The organism is Gordonia desulfuricans NBRC 100010 (assembly GCF_001485495.1).
GTDB classification, from domain to species: domain Bacteria; phylum Actinomycetota; class Actinomycetes; order Mycobacteriales; family Mycobacteriaceae; genus Gordonia; species Gordonia desulfuricans.
Genome location: NZ_BCNF01000077.1, coordinates 1 through 17,248 on the forward strand (window position 1 = coordinate 1; position 17,248 = coordinate 17,248).

Consider the following 17,248-nt stretch of genomic DNA (forward strand, 5'->3'; position numbering starts at 1 on the left):
CCAAATGACCGAGTGTCCGTTGATGGTTGAGTTGACAGCCATCAAAAGATGCAGCCGCGGTTGATGGTTGAGCCGACGAGTTGCGACGCGACAAGGCGTGTAGAAGCCCCTGTCGGCCGAACCGCCTACAGGGGAAGCAGCAGTTTGCGATTGCGCCTTGAACCGATCCGGCGACGGCAATGCTCGTCGAGGGCGGCCGACTGTGCGACGTCGAGGCGGACCAGGCCCGCCCGTAGTGCCGAACGCACCCGGGTGTAGAACGCCGACGGCGGCATCCCGAAGGTCAGGAAGATCTCCTCCTCCGGGGTGTCGAACGGCGCCCAAGCCAGGGCGAACCGCACCATCTCGGCGGAAGCGGCAGTGGTCTGCGAGGTCTGCATCTCGCCCTCCTTTCGCTGTGTTTATGGTATGACCAAATAAGGATACGGTCAACCACCGACGCCCATCTCGCTGCGGCCGGTGGATCGTTTGCCTTTTTGGTCGTACCATACGATCTATTACGCCAATGGGCGCGACAATCACCACGACGTCAGGATGGTCCATGATCTCCTTCGAGTTCACCGAGGAACAACAACAGTTCGCCAAGGTGCTGCGCGACTTCAGCACCAAAGAACTTCTCCCCTACTACACCCGGCGTGCGGCGAGCACCGACTTCCCGTACGAGGCATTCGCGCGCCTGGGAGAGCTGGGAGTGCTCGGCATCGGGCTTCCCGAGCGGTTCGGCGGCACCGGCACCGAGGATCCACTGCTGCTCGGCCTGGCCACCGAGGTCCTGGCCGAGGGTGACATCAATCTGGCGTCGGCGCCCATCCAGGTCGGGCTGGTGGGCTCCCAGCTCGTCCACTCGAGTGACGAAGTCCAGGAACGATATCTGCCCGCACTGATCGAGGGCCGGGAGACCCTGGCCATCGCACTGACCGAGCCCGGCTCCGGATCGGATGCCGGCGCCCTGCGGACCACCGCCACCCCGGTCGACGGGGGCTGGCGGCTCTCCGGCGAGAAGACCGCCATCAGCTGGGCCATGAACGCCTCGGCCACGCTCGTCTATGCCCGGACCCCGGGCACCAGCCGCTCGAAGGGCGTGAGCTGCTTCGTCGTCCCGATGGACGCCGAAGGCGTGACCCGCCATCACATGCTGGGGATGGGATGCCTGCCGATCGGCTGGGGCTCGATCCACCTCGACGACGTCTTCATCCCCACCAGCCACCTGGTCGGTGAGGAGGGCCGTGGATTCGCAGCGGTGATGAACCACTTCGACTTCAGCCGCGCCGCAATCGGTTTGATGTGCCTGGGTGCGGCCCGGCAGAGTCTGGACGAGGCGGTGACCTACTCCGAGCAGCGCGAGACCTTCGGTCAGCCGATCTCGACCTACCAGGGCGTCTCGTTCGGGATCGCCGAGCAGGCCACCCTGGTCGAGGCGGCGCGACTGCTCTGCTACAAGGCCCTGTGGTCGCGTGAGGCCGGCCTCCCGCACACGGCACTGGCATCGATGAGCAAGTGGTGGCCGCCGCAGGTCGCACGGCAGGCCATCGAGGTGGCCATGCGAATCCACGGAAACCTGGGCTACGCAGCCGAATTCCCGCATCAGGCCCGCTACCGTGACGTGATGGCCTACCTGGTGGCGGCCGACGGCAGCGCCGAGATCCAGAAGCGCATCATCTCCGGCGACATCTACAAGCGCGGTTCCACCGCATTCTGATCCACTTCGGAATCGACGAGACCGCCGGTGTGACAATCTCTGTCACACCGGCGGTCTCGTCAGAAGGGGGAGGATTAGACAGGCGAGGACCTGTCGTGCCGACTCAGCGGTCGGCGAGTGCCAGGACCCGCTGCGCCTGCTTCAGATGCGGCAGGTCGAGCATCTTGCCTTCCAGCGCAACCGTTCCCACGTCGCCGGCGAAGGCCTCCACCACGCGGCCGGCGAAGGCCACCTCGTCGGCGGAGGGGGTGAAGGCGGCGTTGATCGTGTCCACCTGCGCCGGATGGATCGCGATCCGGCCGCTGAACCCCTCGGCGCGGGCACGGCGTGACGACTCCGCGAGTCCGGCGTCGTCACGGATGTCGACATACAGCGTCTCGACCGCCTCGACGCCTGCGGCATGCGCGCCCATCAGCATCAGCGAGCGCACCAGCTGATAGGTGGTCGCCCACCTACCGTCGGGTCCGAGGTTGGTCGACGCTCCCAGGGCAGCGCTCAGATCCTCGGCACCCCAGGTCAATCCGTAGAGCCGTGCGATACCGGCCGTGGCGAAGTCGCCGAGGCGGAACGGGGCGAGCGGTGTCTCGGTGGCCACCGGGAGCACCCGGATCGTACCGGGCGCGATCCCGTGGGCCACCTCGAGCGCCTCGAGGTAGTGGTCGACCCGCGCGACAACGGCGGGACCGGTGATCTTGGGAATCATCACGCCTGCGGGCACCGCGGGTGTGATCGCGGCGAGATCGGGTAGCGCATGGGCGGCGTCGAGCGGGTTGATCCGGACCCACAGCTGGGGGCCGCTGCCCGCACCGAGTTGTGCGACCACGAACTCCGACACCATGTCCCGGGCCAATGCCTTACGACTCTCGGCGACCGAGTCCTCGAGGTCGAGGATCACCGCGTCAGCGGTGGATTCGGCGATCTTGCCGAGCTTCTTCTCACTGTCGCCGGGGACGAACAGGAAGGACCGGAGGGGGGCGCTCATCGCTGCGGGTTCTTCTTCTGCAGGCCGCTGCGCTTGCACGAGGCGACGAGTTCGTCGTTCTGGTTGAACGCCTGATGCAGGAAGGTCACGATGCCCTGGTCGGGACGGGACTTGGAATCGCGCAGTTCGATCACCTCGGAGACGACGTGGATGGTGTCGCCGTGGAACAGCGGCTTCGGGAAGCGGACCTCGTCCCACCCCAGGTTGGCGACCGCGGTGCCGAGCGTGGTGTCGCCCACCGAGATCCCCACCATCAGACCGAGGGTGAAGGCGCTGTTGACGATCCGCTGACCGAACGGCGTGTCCTTCATGTATTCCTCGTCCAGGTGCAACAACGCAGGGTTGTGCGTCATCGCCGTGAACAGGACGTTGTCGGTCTCGGTCACCGTCCGTCGAATCGGATGCTCGAACCGCTGTCCCACGGTCAGCTCGTCGAACCACACTCCGGGCATGTCGCCACCTCCAGTTGTTTGTCTTGTTGACGTCTCGTCGGTCGTGTCGGCCACCGCGTCCCGAACATCCCGGTCACGGCCTTCACGGTCACGGCACCGGCCGCCTCAGGCGGCCGAGATACCGCCGTTGACGCTGATCGCCTGTCCGGTCAGCTTGGCCGCGGCGCGGGTGACCAGGAATCCCGCCAGCGCGCCGATGTCGTCGGCGGTCGCCACCCCGAGATGTGCCTGCTTGGCCGCACTCGCGAACAGCTTCGCGCTGAACCCGTCGGTTGTGATCCGCTCGGTGGAGGCGGTGCCGTGCACCAATGACGGCGTCAGGACGTTGGCCCGGATACCGCACCGCTTCTCCTCGATGGCGAGGCCTCGGGTGAACATGATGATCGCGGCCTTCGCCGCCCCGATGACGGTCTCACCGGGGGTCGCGGTCTTCCCCGCGTCGGAGGCGACGTTGATCACCACGCCGCCACGCCGCTCGCGCATACCCGGAAGCACCACCGACGCCATCAGCATGGAGGGCAGCACGAGGTCGTCGAGCGTGGTGGCGATGGCGGTGGCCGGGATGTTGCCGAACAGTTCGGGGCGGACGTCGGCGGCCGTCGTACACATCAGGATGTCGATGGCGCCGAGGAACTCCGACGCCTGCGCCTCGATGGCGGTCGCCCCCTCGACGCTGCGCGCATCCCCGGCGACGAACCTCGCGTCGACCCCGCGCTCCCGGAGCCGCTCGCAGGCATCGTCACCACGGGCCTGTGTCCGCCCGACGATCACCATCCGCCGGACCCCGACGTCGGCCATCGCGAACGCACTGTGCAGCCCGATCCCGGCGGTCCCGCCGACGATCAGCGCACCGCTGTCGGCCGGGTCCTTGACCACGATCTCGCTCATCACATCACCTGCTCCCCGCGCGACTCGGCCTGTCCGGACGTCGTCCGGCACGCGATATCGGCGACTGCCTCCGAAGCTACTAATGGTACGACCATTAGTCAATATCGCGGATTCCCTGGCGAGTGGCGCAGAGGATCATCAGTCTTGACTGATAAGCCTAGACTGATGATCATGACGTCTCCCGATGTCCTCGACGTGGCCTCCGACCTGCGCCTCACCCTGGGCGGACTGATCCGGCGACTCCGGACGATCCGCTCCCCCGACGACCCGTCGGTCCCGGAGACCTCGGTGCTCGCACGACTCGACCGCGAGGGCCCGACCACCGCCGCCGACCTCGCGCGCAGCGAGCAGGTCACCCCGCAGTCGATGGGCGCCACCATCACCGGACTGCTCGGCCGGGAGCTGATCGCCCGGCAACCCGACCCCGACGACGGCCGGCGGGTACTGGTGCACCTGACCCCGGCCGGCTGCGCGGCCCTCACCGACCGCCGCAACACCCGCACCCGCGCCCTCGCCGACGCCCTGGGTACCACCCTCACCGACGACGAGCTCGACACCGTCGCCGCGGCGCTGCCACTCCTGGCCCGCGCCGTCGACGCACTGCAGGTGCCGCCCACCCCCGACCCCCGGAGGTAGCCACGAACATCCCGCTCACGAAAACCCCCGAAAGCCCCGATGTCTCGGCCCCGCCACCGTCCGACGGCTACCGGTGGGTCGCGCTGTCGAACACCACCGCCGCGGTGTTCATGTCGGCCCTCGACGGGTCGATCGTCATAATCGCCCTGCCCGCCATCTTCCGCGGTATCGATCTCGATCCGTTGGCACCGCACAACATCGGCTTCCTGCTGTGGATGATCATGGGGTATCGCCTGGTGCAGGCGGTGGCGGTCACCACGCTCGGCCGGCTCGGCGACATCTACGGCCGCGTCCGGATCTACAACGCCGGTTTCGCGGTGTTCACCATCGCATCGATCCTGTTGTCCTTCGACCCTTTTCACGCATCCGGGGCCGCCGTCTGGCTGATCGCGTGGCGCCTGCTGCAGGCGCTCGGCGGGTCGATGCTCACCGGGAACTCCGCCGCCATCCTCACCGATGCCTTCCCGGCCGATCGACGGGGATTCGCACTGGGCCTCAATCAGGTTGCGGCACTGGCCGGTCAGCTGACCGGACTCGTCCTCGGCGGACTCCTCGCCGCCTGGGACTGGCGGGCGGTGTTCTGGGTGAACGTCCCCATCGGACTGTTCTTCACCGTCTGGGCCTATCGCAAACTGCGTGACACCGGTGAACGGCATCCCGGGCGGATCGACTGGTGGGGCAACGGATTGTTCGCCCTGGGACTCGGGGCGATCCTGATCGCCATCACGATGGGGCTGCAACCGTACGGCGGACACACCATGGGCTGGACGAGCCCGGCGGTGATCCTGCTCCTGTCGGTCGGCGTCGCATCGTTGGCCGGCTTCGTCGGCGTGGAGATGCGCGTCGCCGAACCGATGGTCGACCTGGATCTGTTCCGGATTCGCGCGTTCAGCGCCGGGAACATCGCCGCACTGTGCGCCTCGCTGGCGCAGGGTGGCCTGCAGTTCGTGCTGATCATCTGGCTGCAGGGGATCTGGCTGCCGCTGCACGGCTACGACTACGCCGACACCCCGCTGTGGGACGGGATCTTCTTGCTGCCGTTGACCATCGGCTTCTTCATCTCCGGGCCGCTGACCGGTGCGCTCTCCGACCGCTTCGGTGCACGGGTCTTCGCGACCATCGGGATGGTGCTGTTCGGTTCGAGCTTCGTCGGGTTGCTGTTGTTGCCGATCGTGTTCCCGTACTGGGCCTTCGCCCTCCTGATCGCCCTCAACGGGATCGGCACCGGCATGTTCGCCGCACCCAACACCGCGTCGATCATGGGCAGTGTGCCCGCACGCTATCGCGGGGTGGCGTCCGGGATGCGGGCGACATTCCAGAACTCCGGGACCGCACTGTCGATCGGAGTGTTCTTCTCGCTGATCATCGTCGGGATCTCCGAGCGTCTACCGGCGACGATGTCGGTGGGTCTGCAGCAGCAGGGTGTCCCCGCCGACATCGCGACCCGGGTGGCCGACCTGCCACCGGTGACATCGTTGTTCTCGGCGATGCTGGGCAGCAACCCGATCGAGCAACTGCTCCGCGGAACCGGCATCCTGGACACCCTCGATCCGGCGCAGCAGCAACACCTCACCGGGGGCGAGTTCTTCCCCCAGCTGTTGTCGGGACCGTTCCATCAGGGCCTGGTGATCGTGTTCGTGGCGTCGATCGCCTTGTCGCTGTGTGCGGCAACGGCATCGGCACTGCGCGGCCCTCGATCAGCGGATGGTGACCACGGTGTTCGCCGCGGCGTCACCAAGGATCTTGTGCAGGTTCCAGACCGGACGGTGTGACTCGAACTGGGTCTCGTAGGGCACCTTCATGGTGGCGACCAGCTCACCCCAGTGGTTGGTGACCATGTTCTGGTAGCGCGGCAGCAGTTCGGTGGTCACGTACTTCCAGCGCTGGTCGAACACCGACCAGTCCCAGTCGGCGATCGGGGTCTTGACCGACAGGGTGCGGCCGTCGGCCAGACGGGTCGTGTAGGTGAACGGGATGAAGTCACGCAGCGCGGGGACCCCGGCGATCGACGGCGACCCGGCCAGCGTCATCGCGTAGGTCAGGGCGGCGCCCACCCCGTCGGCCTTGCGGTAGTTGCGGACATCGTCGAACTGCCACCCGACCACGTCGTACTGTTCGCGGTGCAGCAGTGTGGCATTGCCGCGCCCGACGCGTGCCGGGTCGTGGGAGTCGATGTCGCGCCAGGCGTCGAGGACCTGATCGTCGATCACGCCGGCGCGGCGCATCTCGGTGATGCCGTTCATGCCGTCGTGCACATAGGCCATGTGCAGGGGCATCAGGTCGCCGAAGATGGCCTTCTGCATCACCAGGATCCGGTTGGTGAACCAGGTGAGGTCGGCGGGCGTGATCTTGTCGGCGCCGTAGGCGAGGGTCTGCAGTCCCTTCGGGAAGATCCCGACGAATCCCGGTCCGGCCACGCTCGTGGTGGCCTCGATGATCTGTGCGGCAAGGGGTTGCAGACCGCGGATGGCGTAGATGTCACCCATCATCACCACGTCGGCGATACCGCCGCCGAAGTCGGCGCCGACGAGGCCGGCCATACCCGCCCACTGCAGGTTCTTGTGTGCGATCTGCAGATCCTCGTACAGGCGGTACGACTTGATCATGTTGGACCGGTTGGCCTCGAACCCCTTCTGCGGATTCCACGCGGCCAGGTCGATACCCGCCGTCGAGGTGGCCTGCGCCAGCCGCCACTGGAACAGCAATGCCTGGTAGCGCTGCGGATCGATGCCGCTCGCCCGGGCCTGTCCGACCAGCTTCGCCAGGACGGTGACGTCGGTGGGCAGGGCCGCGTTGACGCCACCCGCCGACTTGTCGGCAAACCGGTTGGTCAGCGGCAGATCGAGGTAGCGGTCGATGTCGGCGGCACGGGCCGGGCCGGCGAGCACGACGGTTCCCATCAGCGCCGACAGCAGCGCGAGAACTATTGCTGACCAGCGCAGACGCGGCGTGGTGGCGGACACGGTTCCCCCTTCGGGACGAGCATCGATGCGCTGGAACCTACCGGCAGGTAAGTTCGTGGCGCAACACGGAGCCCCCCGACACCAGCGATGAGACTATCAGACGATTCCGTCTCAGTCGTAACGCGTCGGATCAGCCGATCCACTCAGATCGTCGATCCACCCGGCCCGGAATGGTCCGGACGGTCTCGCCTACCCCTCGTCCCCGTGGCCGTCCGCGACCTGCCCGGCCTCGACGTGCCCGGCCTCGACGATGAGGACGTGCAGGGTCCGCGGGCCGTGCACACCCTCCACGCGGTCGAGTTCGATGTCGCTCGTCGCACTGGGACCGCTGATCCAGGTCTGCGGCCGGGTGTCGGCGCCGTCGGCGATCAGCCTCGCCACCGCCTCCGGGACATCACTCACGATCTGGCCGGCGTCGACGATGCACACGTGGACGTCGGGAACCAGGGACACCGCCCGCCTCCCCTGGCCGGCGGTGTGGTCGAGCACGATGGTGCCCGTGTTGGCGATCCCGACCGCGGCGGTGGTGATCACCGCCCCCACCGCATCGAGACCGTCCGCGGTGAGGGCGTCGTCGTCGATCCAGTCGATGTCCGCGGCGATCCGGCGCCGGACTCGATCATCGGCGATCACCGGTCCGGCGATCCCGATGAGTGCGGCGGTGATGGAGGGCGCCAGCCGGTCTTCGGTGACCCGCTCCACCGCGGCACGGTAGTCGGCGACCCGTTCGGCGAACCGGGCGACGGTGTCCAGCGCACCGGTGGAGACGGGCCGCCCATAGGTCCAGTCGACGGTGACGTCGGCGGACTCGGCGTCGACATCGTCGAGTGCGCTGCGGATACGGGCGAGGATCTCGTCGCGAGCGGTGCTCATGACCGCGGTCCGCCATCCTCGGACCGGTTGCCGCGCTCGCGTTTCCACCAGTCGCGGAACGACTCGGCGGGCGGGACCGGGACGTCACGGGCCGAACTCCACGCCGACAGCGGCCACGGCAGCGCCCCGATGGTGGTGCGCTTGCCGAAGAACCGGTGGCTGGTGGTGGCGGCCTTCTGCGCGGCCTCGAGGCGACGGTGATCGGCGAAGGTCCAGGCCATCGCCTTCATCGCGGCGGCCTCCCCCGACGGAAATCCGCCGCGGTTCTCGTCGACGACGCGGGTGCGCAAGTGCACCAGGATCTCCGGGATGTCGATGCGCACCGGGCACACGTCGAAGCATGCCCCGCACAGACTCGACGCATACGGCAGGGACTTGTCCACCGCCGACGACGTCCCGCGTAGCTGCGGGGTGAGGATCGCGCCGATCGGGCCGGGATAGACCGAGCCGTAGGCGTGTCCGCCGGCCCGCTCGTACACCGGGCACACATTGAGACATGCCGAGCATCGGATGCAGCGCAACGCATCTCGGCCCACCTCGTCGGCGAGGACATCGGTGCGGTGGTTGTCGAGGAGCACGATGTGGACGTTCTGCGGACCGTCTCCGGGGGTGACGCCGGTCCACACCGAGGTGTAGGGATTCTCCCGTTCGCCGGTGCTCGACCGCGGCAGCACCTGGAGGAAGACCTCGAGATCGGCCCAGGTGGGCAGGATCTTCTCGATGCCGACCACCGAGATCAGGGTCTCCGGCAGCGTCAGGCACATCCGGCCGTTGCCCTCCGACTCCACCACCACCAGGCTGCCGGTGTCGGCGACGGCGAAGTTGGCCCCGCTGATCCCGACCTTCGCACGCAGGAACTTCTCCCGCAGGTGCAGACGTGCCGCCTCGGCGAGCCGTCTCGGCTCGTCGGTGAGGTCGTCAGGGGCCGGGCGTCCCACCTCTTTCATGCGGCGCAGGAAGATCTCCCGGACCTCGCTGCGGTTGCGGTGGATGGCCGGCACCAGGATGTGGCTCGGCCAGTCGTCCCCGAGCTGCACGATGAGTTCGGCGAGGTCGGTCTCCCACGCGTCGATACCCGCGGCCGCGAGTGCCTCGTTGAGTTCGATCTCCTGTGTGGCCATGGATTTCACCTTGACCACCTCGTCGGCGCCGGTCCGCCGGACCAGGTCGACGACGATGCGGTTGGCCTCGGCGGCATCTCGCGCCCAGTGCACCGTGGCACCGGCGGCGGTCGCCTTCTCCTCGAACTGCAGCAGATAGGTGTCGAGGTTGCGCAGGGTGCGGTTCTTGACGGCCTCGGCCGCGAGCCGCAGCTCCTCCCAGTTGTCGAGCTCACCGACGACATTCGCCCGTTTGGTCCGGATGATCCCGGTGGCGTGGGCCAGGTTTCGGCGCTGGGTGGTGTTGCCGAGCTCGGCCTTGGCGGCCTCGGGGAACTTCGGCATCCCGACGAAGGTGGCGGTGACCCCGACGTGCGGGTGGACCGACACCGCCGATGCTGCCGAGAGCGGGGCCGGGGTCATGCCGGCTCCTCCTCGGTGGAGGCCAGGATCTCGGCGAGGTGCATGGTGCGAATCCCGGCGCGTTCACGGGTGAGCAGGCCGCCGATGTGGGCCAGACACGAGTTGTCGCCCGCGACCAGGACCTCCGCGCCGGTCTCCTTCACGTGTGCGGACTTGTCCGAGCCCATCGCCACCGACACGTCGGCGTTCTTCATCGCGAAGGTTCCACCGAACCCGCAACACTGTTGCGCGGCAGGTAGTTCCACCAGGTCGATCCCCTTCACCGCCCGCAGCAGCTGCAGGGGTTTGTCGCCGACCCGTAGCATCCGCAGCGAGTGGCAGGTCGGGTGATAGGTCACGCGATGCGGGTAGTAGGCGCCGACGTCGGTCACGCCGAGTACGTCGACGAGGAACTCGCTGAGCTCGTACACCTTCGGGGCGTACTCGGCGACGGCACGTTGCAGACCGGGGTCGCCGGAACGGCGGGCGAGCCCGGGATGCTGATGGCGGACCGATCCGACGCAGGAACCCGACGGCGCGACCACGGCGTCGAATCCGGCGAAGACGTCGGCGAACTGGCGGACCCCGGGGATCGCCTCGTCGGCGTAACCGGTGTTGGTGAACATCTGCCCACAGCAGGTCTGTGCCTCCGGGAACTCGACGCGCACACCGAGACGCTCGAGCAGTGCGACCGTGGCCCGGGGCGTACCGGGCCACATCGTGTCGTTGAAGCAGGTGGCGAACAGCGCGACCGTCATCGAGCGAGGAGGACCTGAGCAAGGACCTGAGGGCATGGGTCAACGGTAGTCCAGGGACACCGGTCCCGGCAGCGTTCACGACTCCCGGTTGTCCGGTCACCCGTTCTCGATGACATGATCGCCGCCGTGGTGCATAGTTGACCTAACGAGTAGTTGACCATTTGATCAACTCCACGCCAACGCCGTCTGACGCCACCACCGACGGTGTCGGGTCAGGGTGACCTGTGCGCGGAGCCGAGGGGACTGGGGATCGCAACGTGAGCACGTCATCAGAACATCGCCCGGGTGTGTCGCGCCGAGGATTCTTCGGCGGGGCCGCGGTCGCCGGAGCGGTCGGCATCGGGATCGCGGGCGCGGCTGCGGCAGGCTCCGGCCCGGCGGCGGCCGACCCGGCCGGCGGATACCTGGTCGGCGCCGGACGTGGCGATGTGACCGGCGTGATCGCCGGCCAGGGCATGATGGGCTACTCCGACCTGGAACAGGTGGCCACCGGCCTGTTGCAACGGGTCTGGGCGCGTGCCTACATCATCGCCGACGCCGCCACCGGCAAGCGTGTGGTCTTCGTCAACGCCGACCTGGCGATCATCTTCGAGTCGCATCGCGTGGGTGTCGTCAAGGCGCTGCGACAGCGGTTCGGCAACCTGTACTCCGAGGACAACGTCAACCTCAACGCGACCCACAACCACAATTCGTGCGGTGGCACCGCCTGGGACTACGCCTATGTGCTCGCCGCGCTGGGACATCGCGAGAACTCCTATCGGGCGGAGGTCGACGGCATCGTCGACGCGATCGTCGCCGCGCACGACTCGCTCGCCCCGGGCACGCTGGAGATCGGCCACACCGAGCTGCACGATGCCAGCGCGAACCGCTCGCTCGAGGCCTTCCAGAAGAATCCCGCCGCCGACCGCAAACACTTCCCGCAGCACATCGACCCGCAGGTCACCGCCCTGCGACTTCGGCAGGGCGGCACCACGATCGGCGAGATCACCTGGTTCGCCACCCACGGCACGTCACTGACCGATGCCAACACGCTGATCTCCACCGACAACAAGGGCTATGCGTCGTATCTGGCCGAACTGCAGAATCCGGGTGTCGTCGCCGCGTTCCCGCAGACCAATGCCGGCGACATGACCCCGAATCTGTGGGTGCGCAAGATGAATCCGGGTGGCCCGACCGAGGATCGTCGCGCCAACTGCGCGATCATCGGCGAGCGGCAGCATCGGGCCGGGGCACGGGCACTGGGCGCCACCACCCCGTTGACCGGGTCGATCGACTACGCCTACCGCTTCGTCGACCTGTCGGATGTCCGTATCGACGGGCGCTACACCCCCGACGGCAAGCCGGCCCGCACCAGCCCGGCGATCATGGGTGCCGGTGCCGCGGCCACCAGCACCGAGGACAACACCCGTAGCCAGTTGAGCTTCCTCAAAGAAGGCATGGTGCTGCCCTTCGCCGCGGCACTGGGCGCCACCACCTCGGCCACCCCGCCCGCGTGGGTACAGGCGATCCAGGCCCCCAAACTCGACCTGTTCCCGCTCGGCCTGCTCCCTCCGCGCCCGTGGATTCAGCAGGTATTACCGATCCAGCTCATCCGGATCGGCGACCTCGTGCTTGCGGCCGGGCCCGCGGAATTCACCATCGTCGCCGGCCTGCGCATCCGCCGGATCGTCGCCGACACCCTCGGGGTTCCTCTGGAAAATGTTCTGCTACAGGGATATTCCAATGGATACAGCCAGTACGTGACGACCCCGGAGGAGTATCTGTCGCAGCAATACGAGGGCGGTGAGACCCTGTTCGGCCGCTACACCCTGTGCGCGTACATGCAGGAGTTCGACAAGCTTGCCCGGTCGATGGCCGGCGGCCCGCGGGCCGGACGCGGACCCACGCCTTCCGACTACAGCGGCCTGCAACCCGACCTGCTGACGCCCGTGCCCGCCGACACCCCGGTGCGCGGCACCCGGTTCGGTGACGTCACCTCCGCACCCAAGGCGAAGTATGCTGCGGGACAAACGGTGTCGGTGTCGTTCTCCGGCGCCCATCCGGCCAACCGAGTGCGCCGTACCGCCCCCGGCGGAACCCGACCCGCTGACGGCTACTTCGTGGTCGAACGCTTCGAGAACGGATCGTGGGTGACCGCGTCCGACGACAACAGCTGGAACAGCGAACTCACCTGGAAACGCCCGAACGGCAGCACATCCGCGTCGGTGGTGACCATCGTCTGGCGAATCCCCAAGGGCACCGGCGGCCGTCACCGCATCCGCTACTTCGGTGACGCCAAGTCGGCGTCGGGGCGGGTGTCGTCGTTCACCGGTGTGAGCCCGGCATTCGAGGTCGGCTGAGGCGGTACGTTCGTCGACGTCCACCGGTCACCGTGGCAGTGCCGCAACCACTTCACGGGCGGCGGTGGTCCATGCAGCGGTCGACGGCTGGGCGGGCAGGTTGCTGCCCACCAGCACCACGCTGACCACATAGTCGTCGGTGACCACCCACATCTGCGGGTAGTCGTCGGGCGGGGTGATGATCACCGCCCGCGCGATCCCGGGCACCGTCGTCGATCCCGGCTCGGTCAGACCGGCGACGATCTCGTCGGTGATCGGTCCCGACTCCGGCTGTTGCACTTTGATGGTGCCGGTGAACGACAGGATGCCACCGGCGGTGAGGTAGTAACTGCAGTTGTACGAGTCGGGTCGGCCCTGATTGATCAGCCGGGTGTCGTCCCCGTCGTCGAGGGCCACTCCCGCCAGCGCCGACATCTGGGCGCCGGTCAGCAGACAATCGCTGGGCAGGACGTGGTCACGCAACCGGGGACGCGGGGTGCCCGGCGTCGTTCGCGTCGGAAAGCTCCGCGGCGTGTTCGACGGGGCGGTTGTCGCGGTGGTGGGGATCGTGGCGGTGGGGAACGTGGCGCCGGGCTCCGCCTGGTTCACACCTCCGGCAGCCGCGCCGGTCGCCACCGGTTCACCGGATATGGGCCGTGCGCACCCGGCGATTCCGCCGGCGGCGATCACCACCGCACCGGCGAGCGCGGCCGTCGCCATCCGATGTCGGCGATGCCACCGAGGCCTGCGCGAATCAGGTTGGCGTGTCACCGACTTCAGTGTCCTCACGTTCGGCAGCGTACCGCGCCATGGCCTCGCGCTCGCCCGCGGCGTTCGGATAGAACAGCCACACGAGCAGTGCGCCGGTGGCCACGATGACGATCGCTGCCGAGTACGCGCGGGTGTCACCCTGCACGAAGGCATCCCGTGCGGCACTGATGATCTGCTCGCCGTACTGCGGATAGCGTTCGGCCAGATCGGCGGCGCTGGCGAACGACTTGGTCAGTGCGGCCTGGGTCTCGGAGCTGATCTGGGCGGCATTGGGCGAATCGTGGATGGTCTCGGTGAGCGCCTTGGCATATCCGGCGGTCAGGATGGCGCCGAGCACCGACTGCATGATCGCCCCACCGAGGTCGCGCTGCAGATCCGACGTACTCGACGCCATGCCTGCACGGGACACCGGCACCGAACCGGTCAGTGAATGCGATGCCGGGGTTCCGGCGAATCCGACGCCCACACCGATCAGCATGTAGGTTCCGATCACCGCCCACAGTGAGGCCGAGTCACGCCAGAAGACCTGTGCCACCACCAGTCCGGCGATGATGAAGGCATATCCGATGATCAGCGTGTACCGCGATCCGATCGACTCGACCATCTTGGCCGACTGCGGCGCCACGATCACCATGGCCGCGGCTGCCGGCAGCGCCAGCGCACCCGCGGCGAGAGTGGAGTAGCCGAGAACGTTCTGCAGATACTGCTGACCGACGAACATCGCGCCCATCAGGGTGCCGAAGATGATGATGCCGCCGACCGCGGCAACCCAGAACGTCGGGCGGGATGCGATCCGGAAATCGTAGAGCGGTACCCGAATCCGCAGCTGCCGCCACACGAACACCAGGGTCGAGATCACCGCGACCGCGGCAAGGATCCATACCGCGGTACCCATGTCGCCGAGCGGGGCGAAGTTGATGGCCAGGACGGTCGCGCCGACGAGCACGATGGACAGCACACCGGAGAAGTTGTCCACGCTGACCGCGGTGTCGCCGCCGTCGCGGGGTACCAGGAACCAAGCTGCGCCCAAGGCGATCACCGCGAGTGGGATGGTGACCAGGAAGACCGACTTCCAGTCGAACTGCTCGAGCAGTGCACCCGACAGCACCGGGCCCATCGCCGAGATGGCACCACCGATCGCCGACCACGCCGCGATCGCGGCCGTCCGCTTGGAACCACCCCACAGTGCGGTGATGATCGCCAGCGTCGTCGGATATGCCAGACCGGCGGCCACGCCACCGAGGACACGGGCGCCGAAGAGCACGTTCGGGTCACCCGCGAACCCGGCGATCAGCGACGCCGGGAGGGTGAGCAGCATGCCCGCGACCAGCAGCCGCTTGCGGCCGTACCGGTCGCCGAGCACACCGAAGTACAGCACCGACGCCGCCAGACCGAGCGAGTATCCGACGGCGATCAGGTTCAGCTGGGTGGAGCTGGCGTCAAGGGCACGACCGATGTCGGGCAGGGCGACATTGGCGACGGCCAGGTTGATGTTGGCGACGCCGGCGACGAGGATCAGTGCCGCCAGTACCAGCTTGGCGCGGGCCGGGGCCCGATCGTCATTGGTCCGGGTGTCCGTGGTGGTCACCCGCTGAGCGTACGTTGACCAGCGTGTTCTCGCGGGATTTGTGCGGGTTCCGCCCCGGCCCGGACCTACCCGGGAAACGTCGTGACCGTCTTGCCGGTGAGCGGGTTGCGCCAGACGATCGCACGATCGGTGAGCATCGTCGGAATCCACAGACCCAGATGCTTGCGCTGATGATCCGCACGACACAACGGCATCAGATTGAATTCGACGGTCCAGCCACCGGATGCCGGGTCGGCATGGTCGAACTTCACGACATGGTCGAGTTCGCATGCGGATGCATCGCGCCCGCAACCGGGATAGCGGCAGATCTTGTCCAGCGCGACGACCTTGTCCCGCAGCCACTCCGGCGGCCGGTATCGCAGTGCCTCTCTCGGTGCCACCGCATATCCGCCGTGACCGGTGGGATCGACCGGTGGTGCCGGACCGCGGTCGGCGCCGACGTCGACGGTCTGCCAGGCCGCGAGATCCCGGCCGATCGCGGCGAGCTCGACACCGGGATCATCGAGTTCGGGCAGGTCCAGCTCCGGTGCATCCATCCTGGTCACCAGCTGCCCGGCCGCGATGTCGTGCCAATGCTGCGGATCGATCGCCCCGTATCCGACCAACCGGGGTGAAGCGATTCCCGCGGGATCGGTGATCACGGTCAGGGATGACTGCCTCGCGATGGATTGCCGTGGCGTGATGGGCGATCGCGGTGGGACGAGTGCGACCGGGAGTCGAGGCGACTGATGCTCTGGCGCCGGATCGGACCCCCCGAGCCGCTGCGGGATCGGCGGCGTCGTCGTTCTCTGATCTCGGGGCGGGTTCGGGACGGGGTCGGCACCGGACTCTGCCCGAGGCGCATAGTCCAGATCCAGTTCGGGATCCGGTTGTGGGACCGGCGGTAGCGGAATCCCCCGACTGCAGAACTCGTCCCCGCAGGCGCATTGCAGAACCTCGCCCGGCATGCCCTGGATCTCCTTGAGCGCCTCGACCCGCAGCCGACCCATCGGCCGCGGGTCCCTGGAGCACACACGCTCGGTGATCAGTTCCCGGATCCGGCAGGCCAGGAACAGACCGACCTCCGCCGGTACCGTCGCATGCACGTTCACATGTCCGTGCGCCTCGTCTGTGACGGTCACATTCTGCGCGGACTCCGCGAAATCCTTGCGCCGTTCGGCCGCGGCATCCGGGTCCAATGCGATCACCATCTCCGCGATCTGGTTGCGCAGGGTACGTTCCGCGGTCGGCCGATCCGCCAGTGTGATGGCCCGGACCTCGGCGAAGGCCCGCACCTCCGGATCGGTCAGTACGGCGAGTTCGGCGACCATGGTCGAGGTTCGGGAGAAACTCCACCGACCATCCAGGAATGCGGCGCGAATACCCGGCCAGTCGGCGAGAGCGAGTGCCAGCCACATCCATTCGCGCGCGACCTTCGGCGGCACATTCAACGCGATGGCCACCTGCGAGGCAGCGGTCTTGTCCACCTGGCGCGCGATGTACCCGGTGGTGATCGGTGCGGTGACGATCATCTGGTCCAGGGTGTGTTCGGCGATCCGATTCGCCGCGAACACCTTACGTGCCATCAGCCGGTACTCGTCGCGCTGCAGTGACTCGGCCACCGAGTCCACCTCCGTGGACGAAAGACGTTGGAGGCGGAGGTAATCGGCGTCAGGATCGGTGAGGGTGAACATCGATGCGGCGTCGGTTCCGGTGGTAGCAGTGGCAGTGGCGACCATGGTGTTCCCTCCCCCGGAGCGGTACTCGATCTCGTGTTCCACCATAGGCCAGGGGTCTGACAAGAAACGCTGCGTGAGAAGGTGACCGGTAGGTGGCAGT

General features: G+C 67.5%; 15 protein-coding genes. 4 read left to right on the plus strand and 11 right to left on the minus strand.

Annotated elements, in window-relative coordinates:
• Positions 1-125: 125 nt before the first annotated feature.
• Complete coding sequence (locus tag GD1_RS13065; RefSeq protein WP_059037400.1) at positions 126-380, minus strand: hypothetical protein; 255 nt, start codon at positions 378-380, stop codon at positions 126-128.
• Positions 381-541: 161 nt separating this feature from the next.
• Between GD1_RS13065 and GD1_RS13070 the strand changes: the two genes are divergently transcribed.
• Positions 542-1,699 carry an acyl-CoA dehydrogenase family protein gene (locus tag GD1_RS13070; protein WP_059037401.1) on the plus strand — a complete coding sequence of 386 codons (1,158 nt, stop codon included), beginning with the start codon at positions 542-544 and terminating at the stop codon, positions 1,697-1,699.
• A gap of 103 nt (positions 1,700-1,802) precedes the next feature.
• On the opposite strand, the gene GD1_RS13075 is transcribed toward GD1_RS13070, so the two are convergent.
• The 3 genes from GD1_RS13075 to GD1_RS13085 form a co-directional block, all read right to left on the minus strand.
• The gene (locus GD1_RS13075) at positions 1,803-2,681 is read right to left on the minus strand and encodes an HpcH/HpaI aldolase/citrate lyase family protein (RefSeq protein WP_059037402.1); all 879 of its coding nucleotides are present in this window, start codon (positions 2,679-2,681) and stop codon (positions 1,803-1,805) included.
• Positions 2,678-3,133: a MaoC family dehydratase gene (locus GD1_RS13080; protein WP_053776253.1), complete on the minus strand. Its 456-nt coding sequence runs from the start codon at positions 3,131-3,133 to the stop codon at positions 2,678-2,680. The genes GD1_RS13075 and GD1_RS13080 overlap by 4 nt, the downstream gene beginning before the upstream one ends.
• Positions 3,134-3,238: 105 nt before the next feature.
• Positions 3,239-4,021 carry an SDR family NAD(P)-dependent oxidoreductase gene (locus GD1_RS13085; protein ID WP_059037404.1) on the minus strand — a complete coding sequence of 261 codons (783 nt, stop codon included), beginning with the start codon at positions 4,019-4,021 and terminating at the stop codon, positions 3,239-3,241.
• A 171-nt stretch (positions 4,022-4,192) separates the two neighbouring features.
• Here GD1_RS13085 and GD1_RS13090 point away from each other — a divergent pair, with 171 nt between their 5' ends.
• Together GD1_RS13090 and GD1_RS13095 are read left to right on the plus strand one after the other, a co-directional pair.
• Positions 4,193-4,657 carry a MarR family winged helix-turn-helix transcriptional regulator gene (locus GD1_RS13090; protein WP_059037439.1) on the plus strand — a complete coding sequence of 155 codons (465 nt, stop codon included), beginning with the start codon at positions 4,193-4,195 and terminating at the stop codon, positions 4,655-4,657.
• An 8-nt stretch (positions 4,658-4,665) separates the two neighbouring features.
• Complete coding sequence (locus GD1_RS13095) at positions 4,666-6,429, plus strand: MFS transporter (protein ID WP_439108935.1); 1,764 nt, start codon at positions 4,666-4,668, stop codon at positions 6,427-6,429.
• On the opposite strand, the gene GD1_RS13100 is transcribed toward GD1_RS13095, so the two are convergent.
• The 4 genes from GD1_RS13100 to GD1_RS13115 form a co-directional block, all read right to left on the minus strand.
• Positions 6,355-7,557, minus strand: a complete 1,203-nt coding sequence (locus GD1_RS13100; RefSeq protein ID WP_169798194.1) for a hypothetical protein — start codon at positions 7,555-7,557, stop codon at positions 6,355-6,357. The genes GD1_RS13095 and GD1_RS13100 overlap by 75 nt on opposite strands.
• Positions 7,558-7,809: 252 nt before the next feature.
• Positions 7,810-8,493 carry a LutC/YkgG family protein gene (locus GD1_RS13105; RefSeq protein WP_059037409.1) on the minus strand — a complete coding sequence of 228 codons (684 nt, stop codon included), beginning with the start codon at positions 8,491-8,493 and terminating at the stop codon, positions 7,810-7,812.
• A complete protein-coding gene (locus tag GD1_RS13110; protein ID WP_020789650.1) occupies positions 8,490-10,016 on the minus strand; it encodes a LutB/LldF family L-lactate oxidation iron-sulfur protein in 1,527 nt (508 codons plus the stop codon). The genes GD1_RS13105 and GD1_RS13110 overlap by 4 nt, the downstream gene beginning before the upstream one ends.
• The gene (locus tag GD1_RS13115) at positions 10,013-10,753 is read right to left on the minus strand and encodes a (Fe-S)-binding protein (RefSeq protein WP_053776249.1); all 741 of its coding nucleotides are present in this window, start codon (positions 10,751-10,753) and stop codon (positions 10,013-10,015) included. The genes GD1_RS13110 and GD1_RS13115 overlap by 4 nt, the downstream gene beginning before the upstream one ends.
• 257 nt (positions 10,754-11,010) lie before the next feature.
• Here GD1_RS13115 and GD1_RS13120 point away from each other — a divergent pair, with 257 nt between their 5' ends.
• Positions 11,011-13,092 carry a neutral/alkaline ceramidase gene (locus tag GD1_RS13120; protein ID WP_373855323.1) on the plus strand — a complete coding sequence of 694 codons (2,082 nt, stop codon included), beginning with the start codon at positions 11,011-11,013 and terminating at the stop codon, positions 13,090-13,092.
• 27 nt (positions 13,093-13,119) lie between these two features.
• On the opposite strand, the gene GD1_RS13125 is transcribed toward GD1_RS13120, so the two are convergent.
• The 3 genes from GD1_RS13125 to GD1_RS13135 all read right to left on the minus strand — a co-directional run bounded on the left by GD1_RS13125 (position 13,120) and on the right by GD1_RS13135 (position 17,148).
• Entirely contained in the window at positions 13,120-13,791 is a 672-nt protein-coding gene (locus GD1_RS13125) for a hypothetical protein (RefSeq protein ID WP_059037412.1), read from the minus strand.
• A gap of 34 nt (positions 13,792-13,825) precedes the next feature.
• Positions 13,826-15,430: an MFS transporter gene (locus GD1_RS13130; RefSeq protein WP_059037414.1), complete on the minus strand. Its 1,605-nt coding sequence runs from the start codon at positions 15,428-15,430 to the stop codon at positions 13,826-13,828.
• Positions 15,431-15,495: 65 nt separating this feature from the next.
• Positions 15,496-17,148, minus strand: coding sequence for an HNH endonuclease signature motif containing protein (locus GD1_RS13135; RefSeq protein ID WP_157079470.1), 1,653 nt, complete (start codon positions 17,146-17,148; stop codon positions 15,496-15,498).
• Positions 17,149-17,248 lie beyond the last annotated feature (100 nt).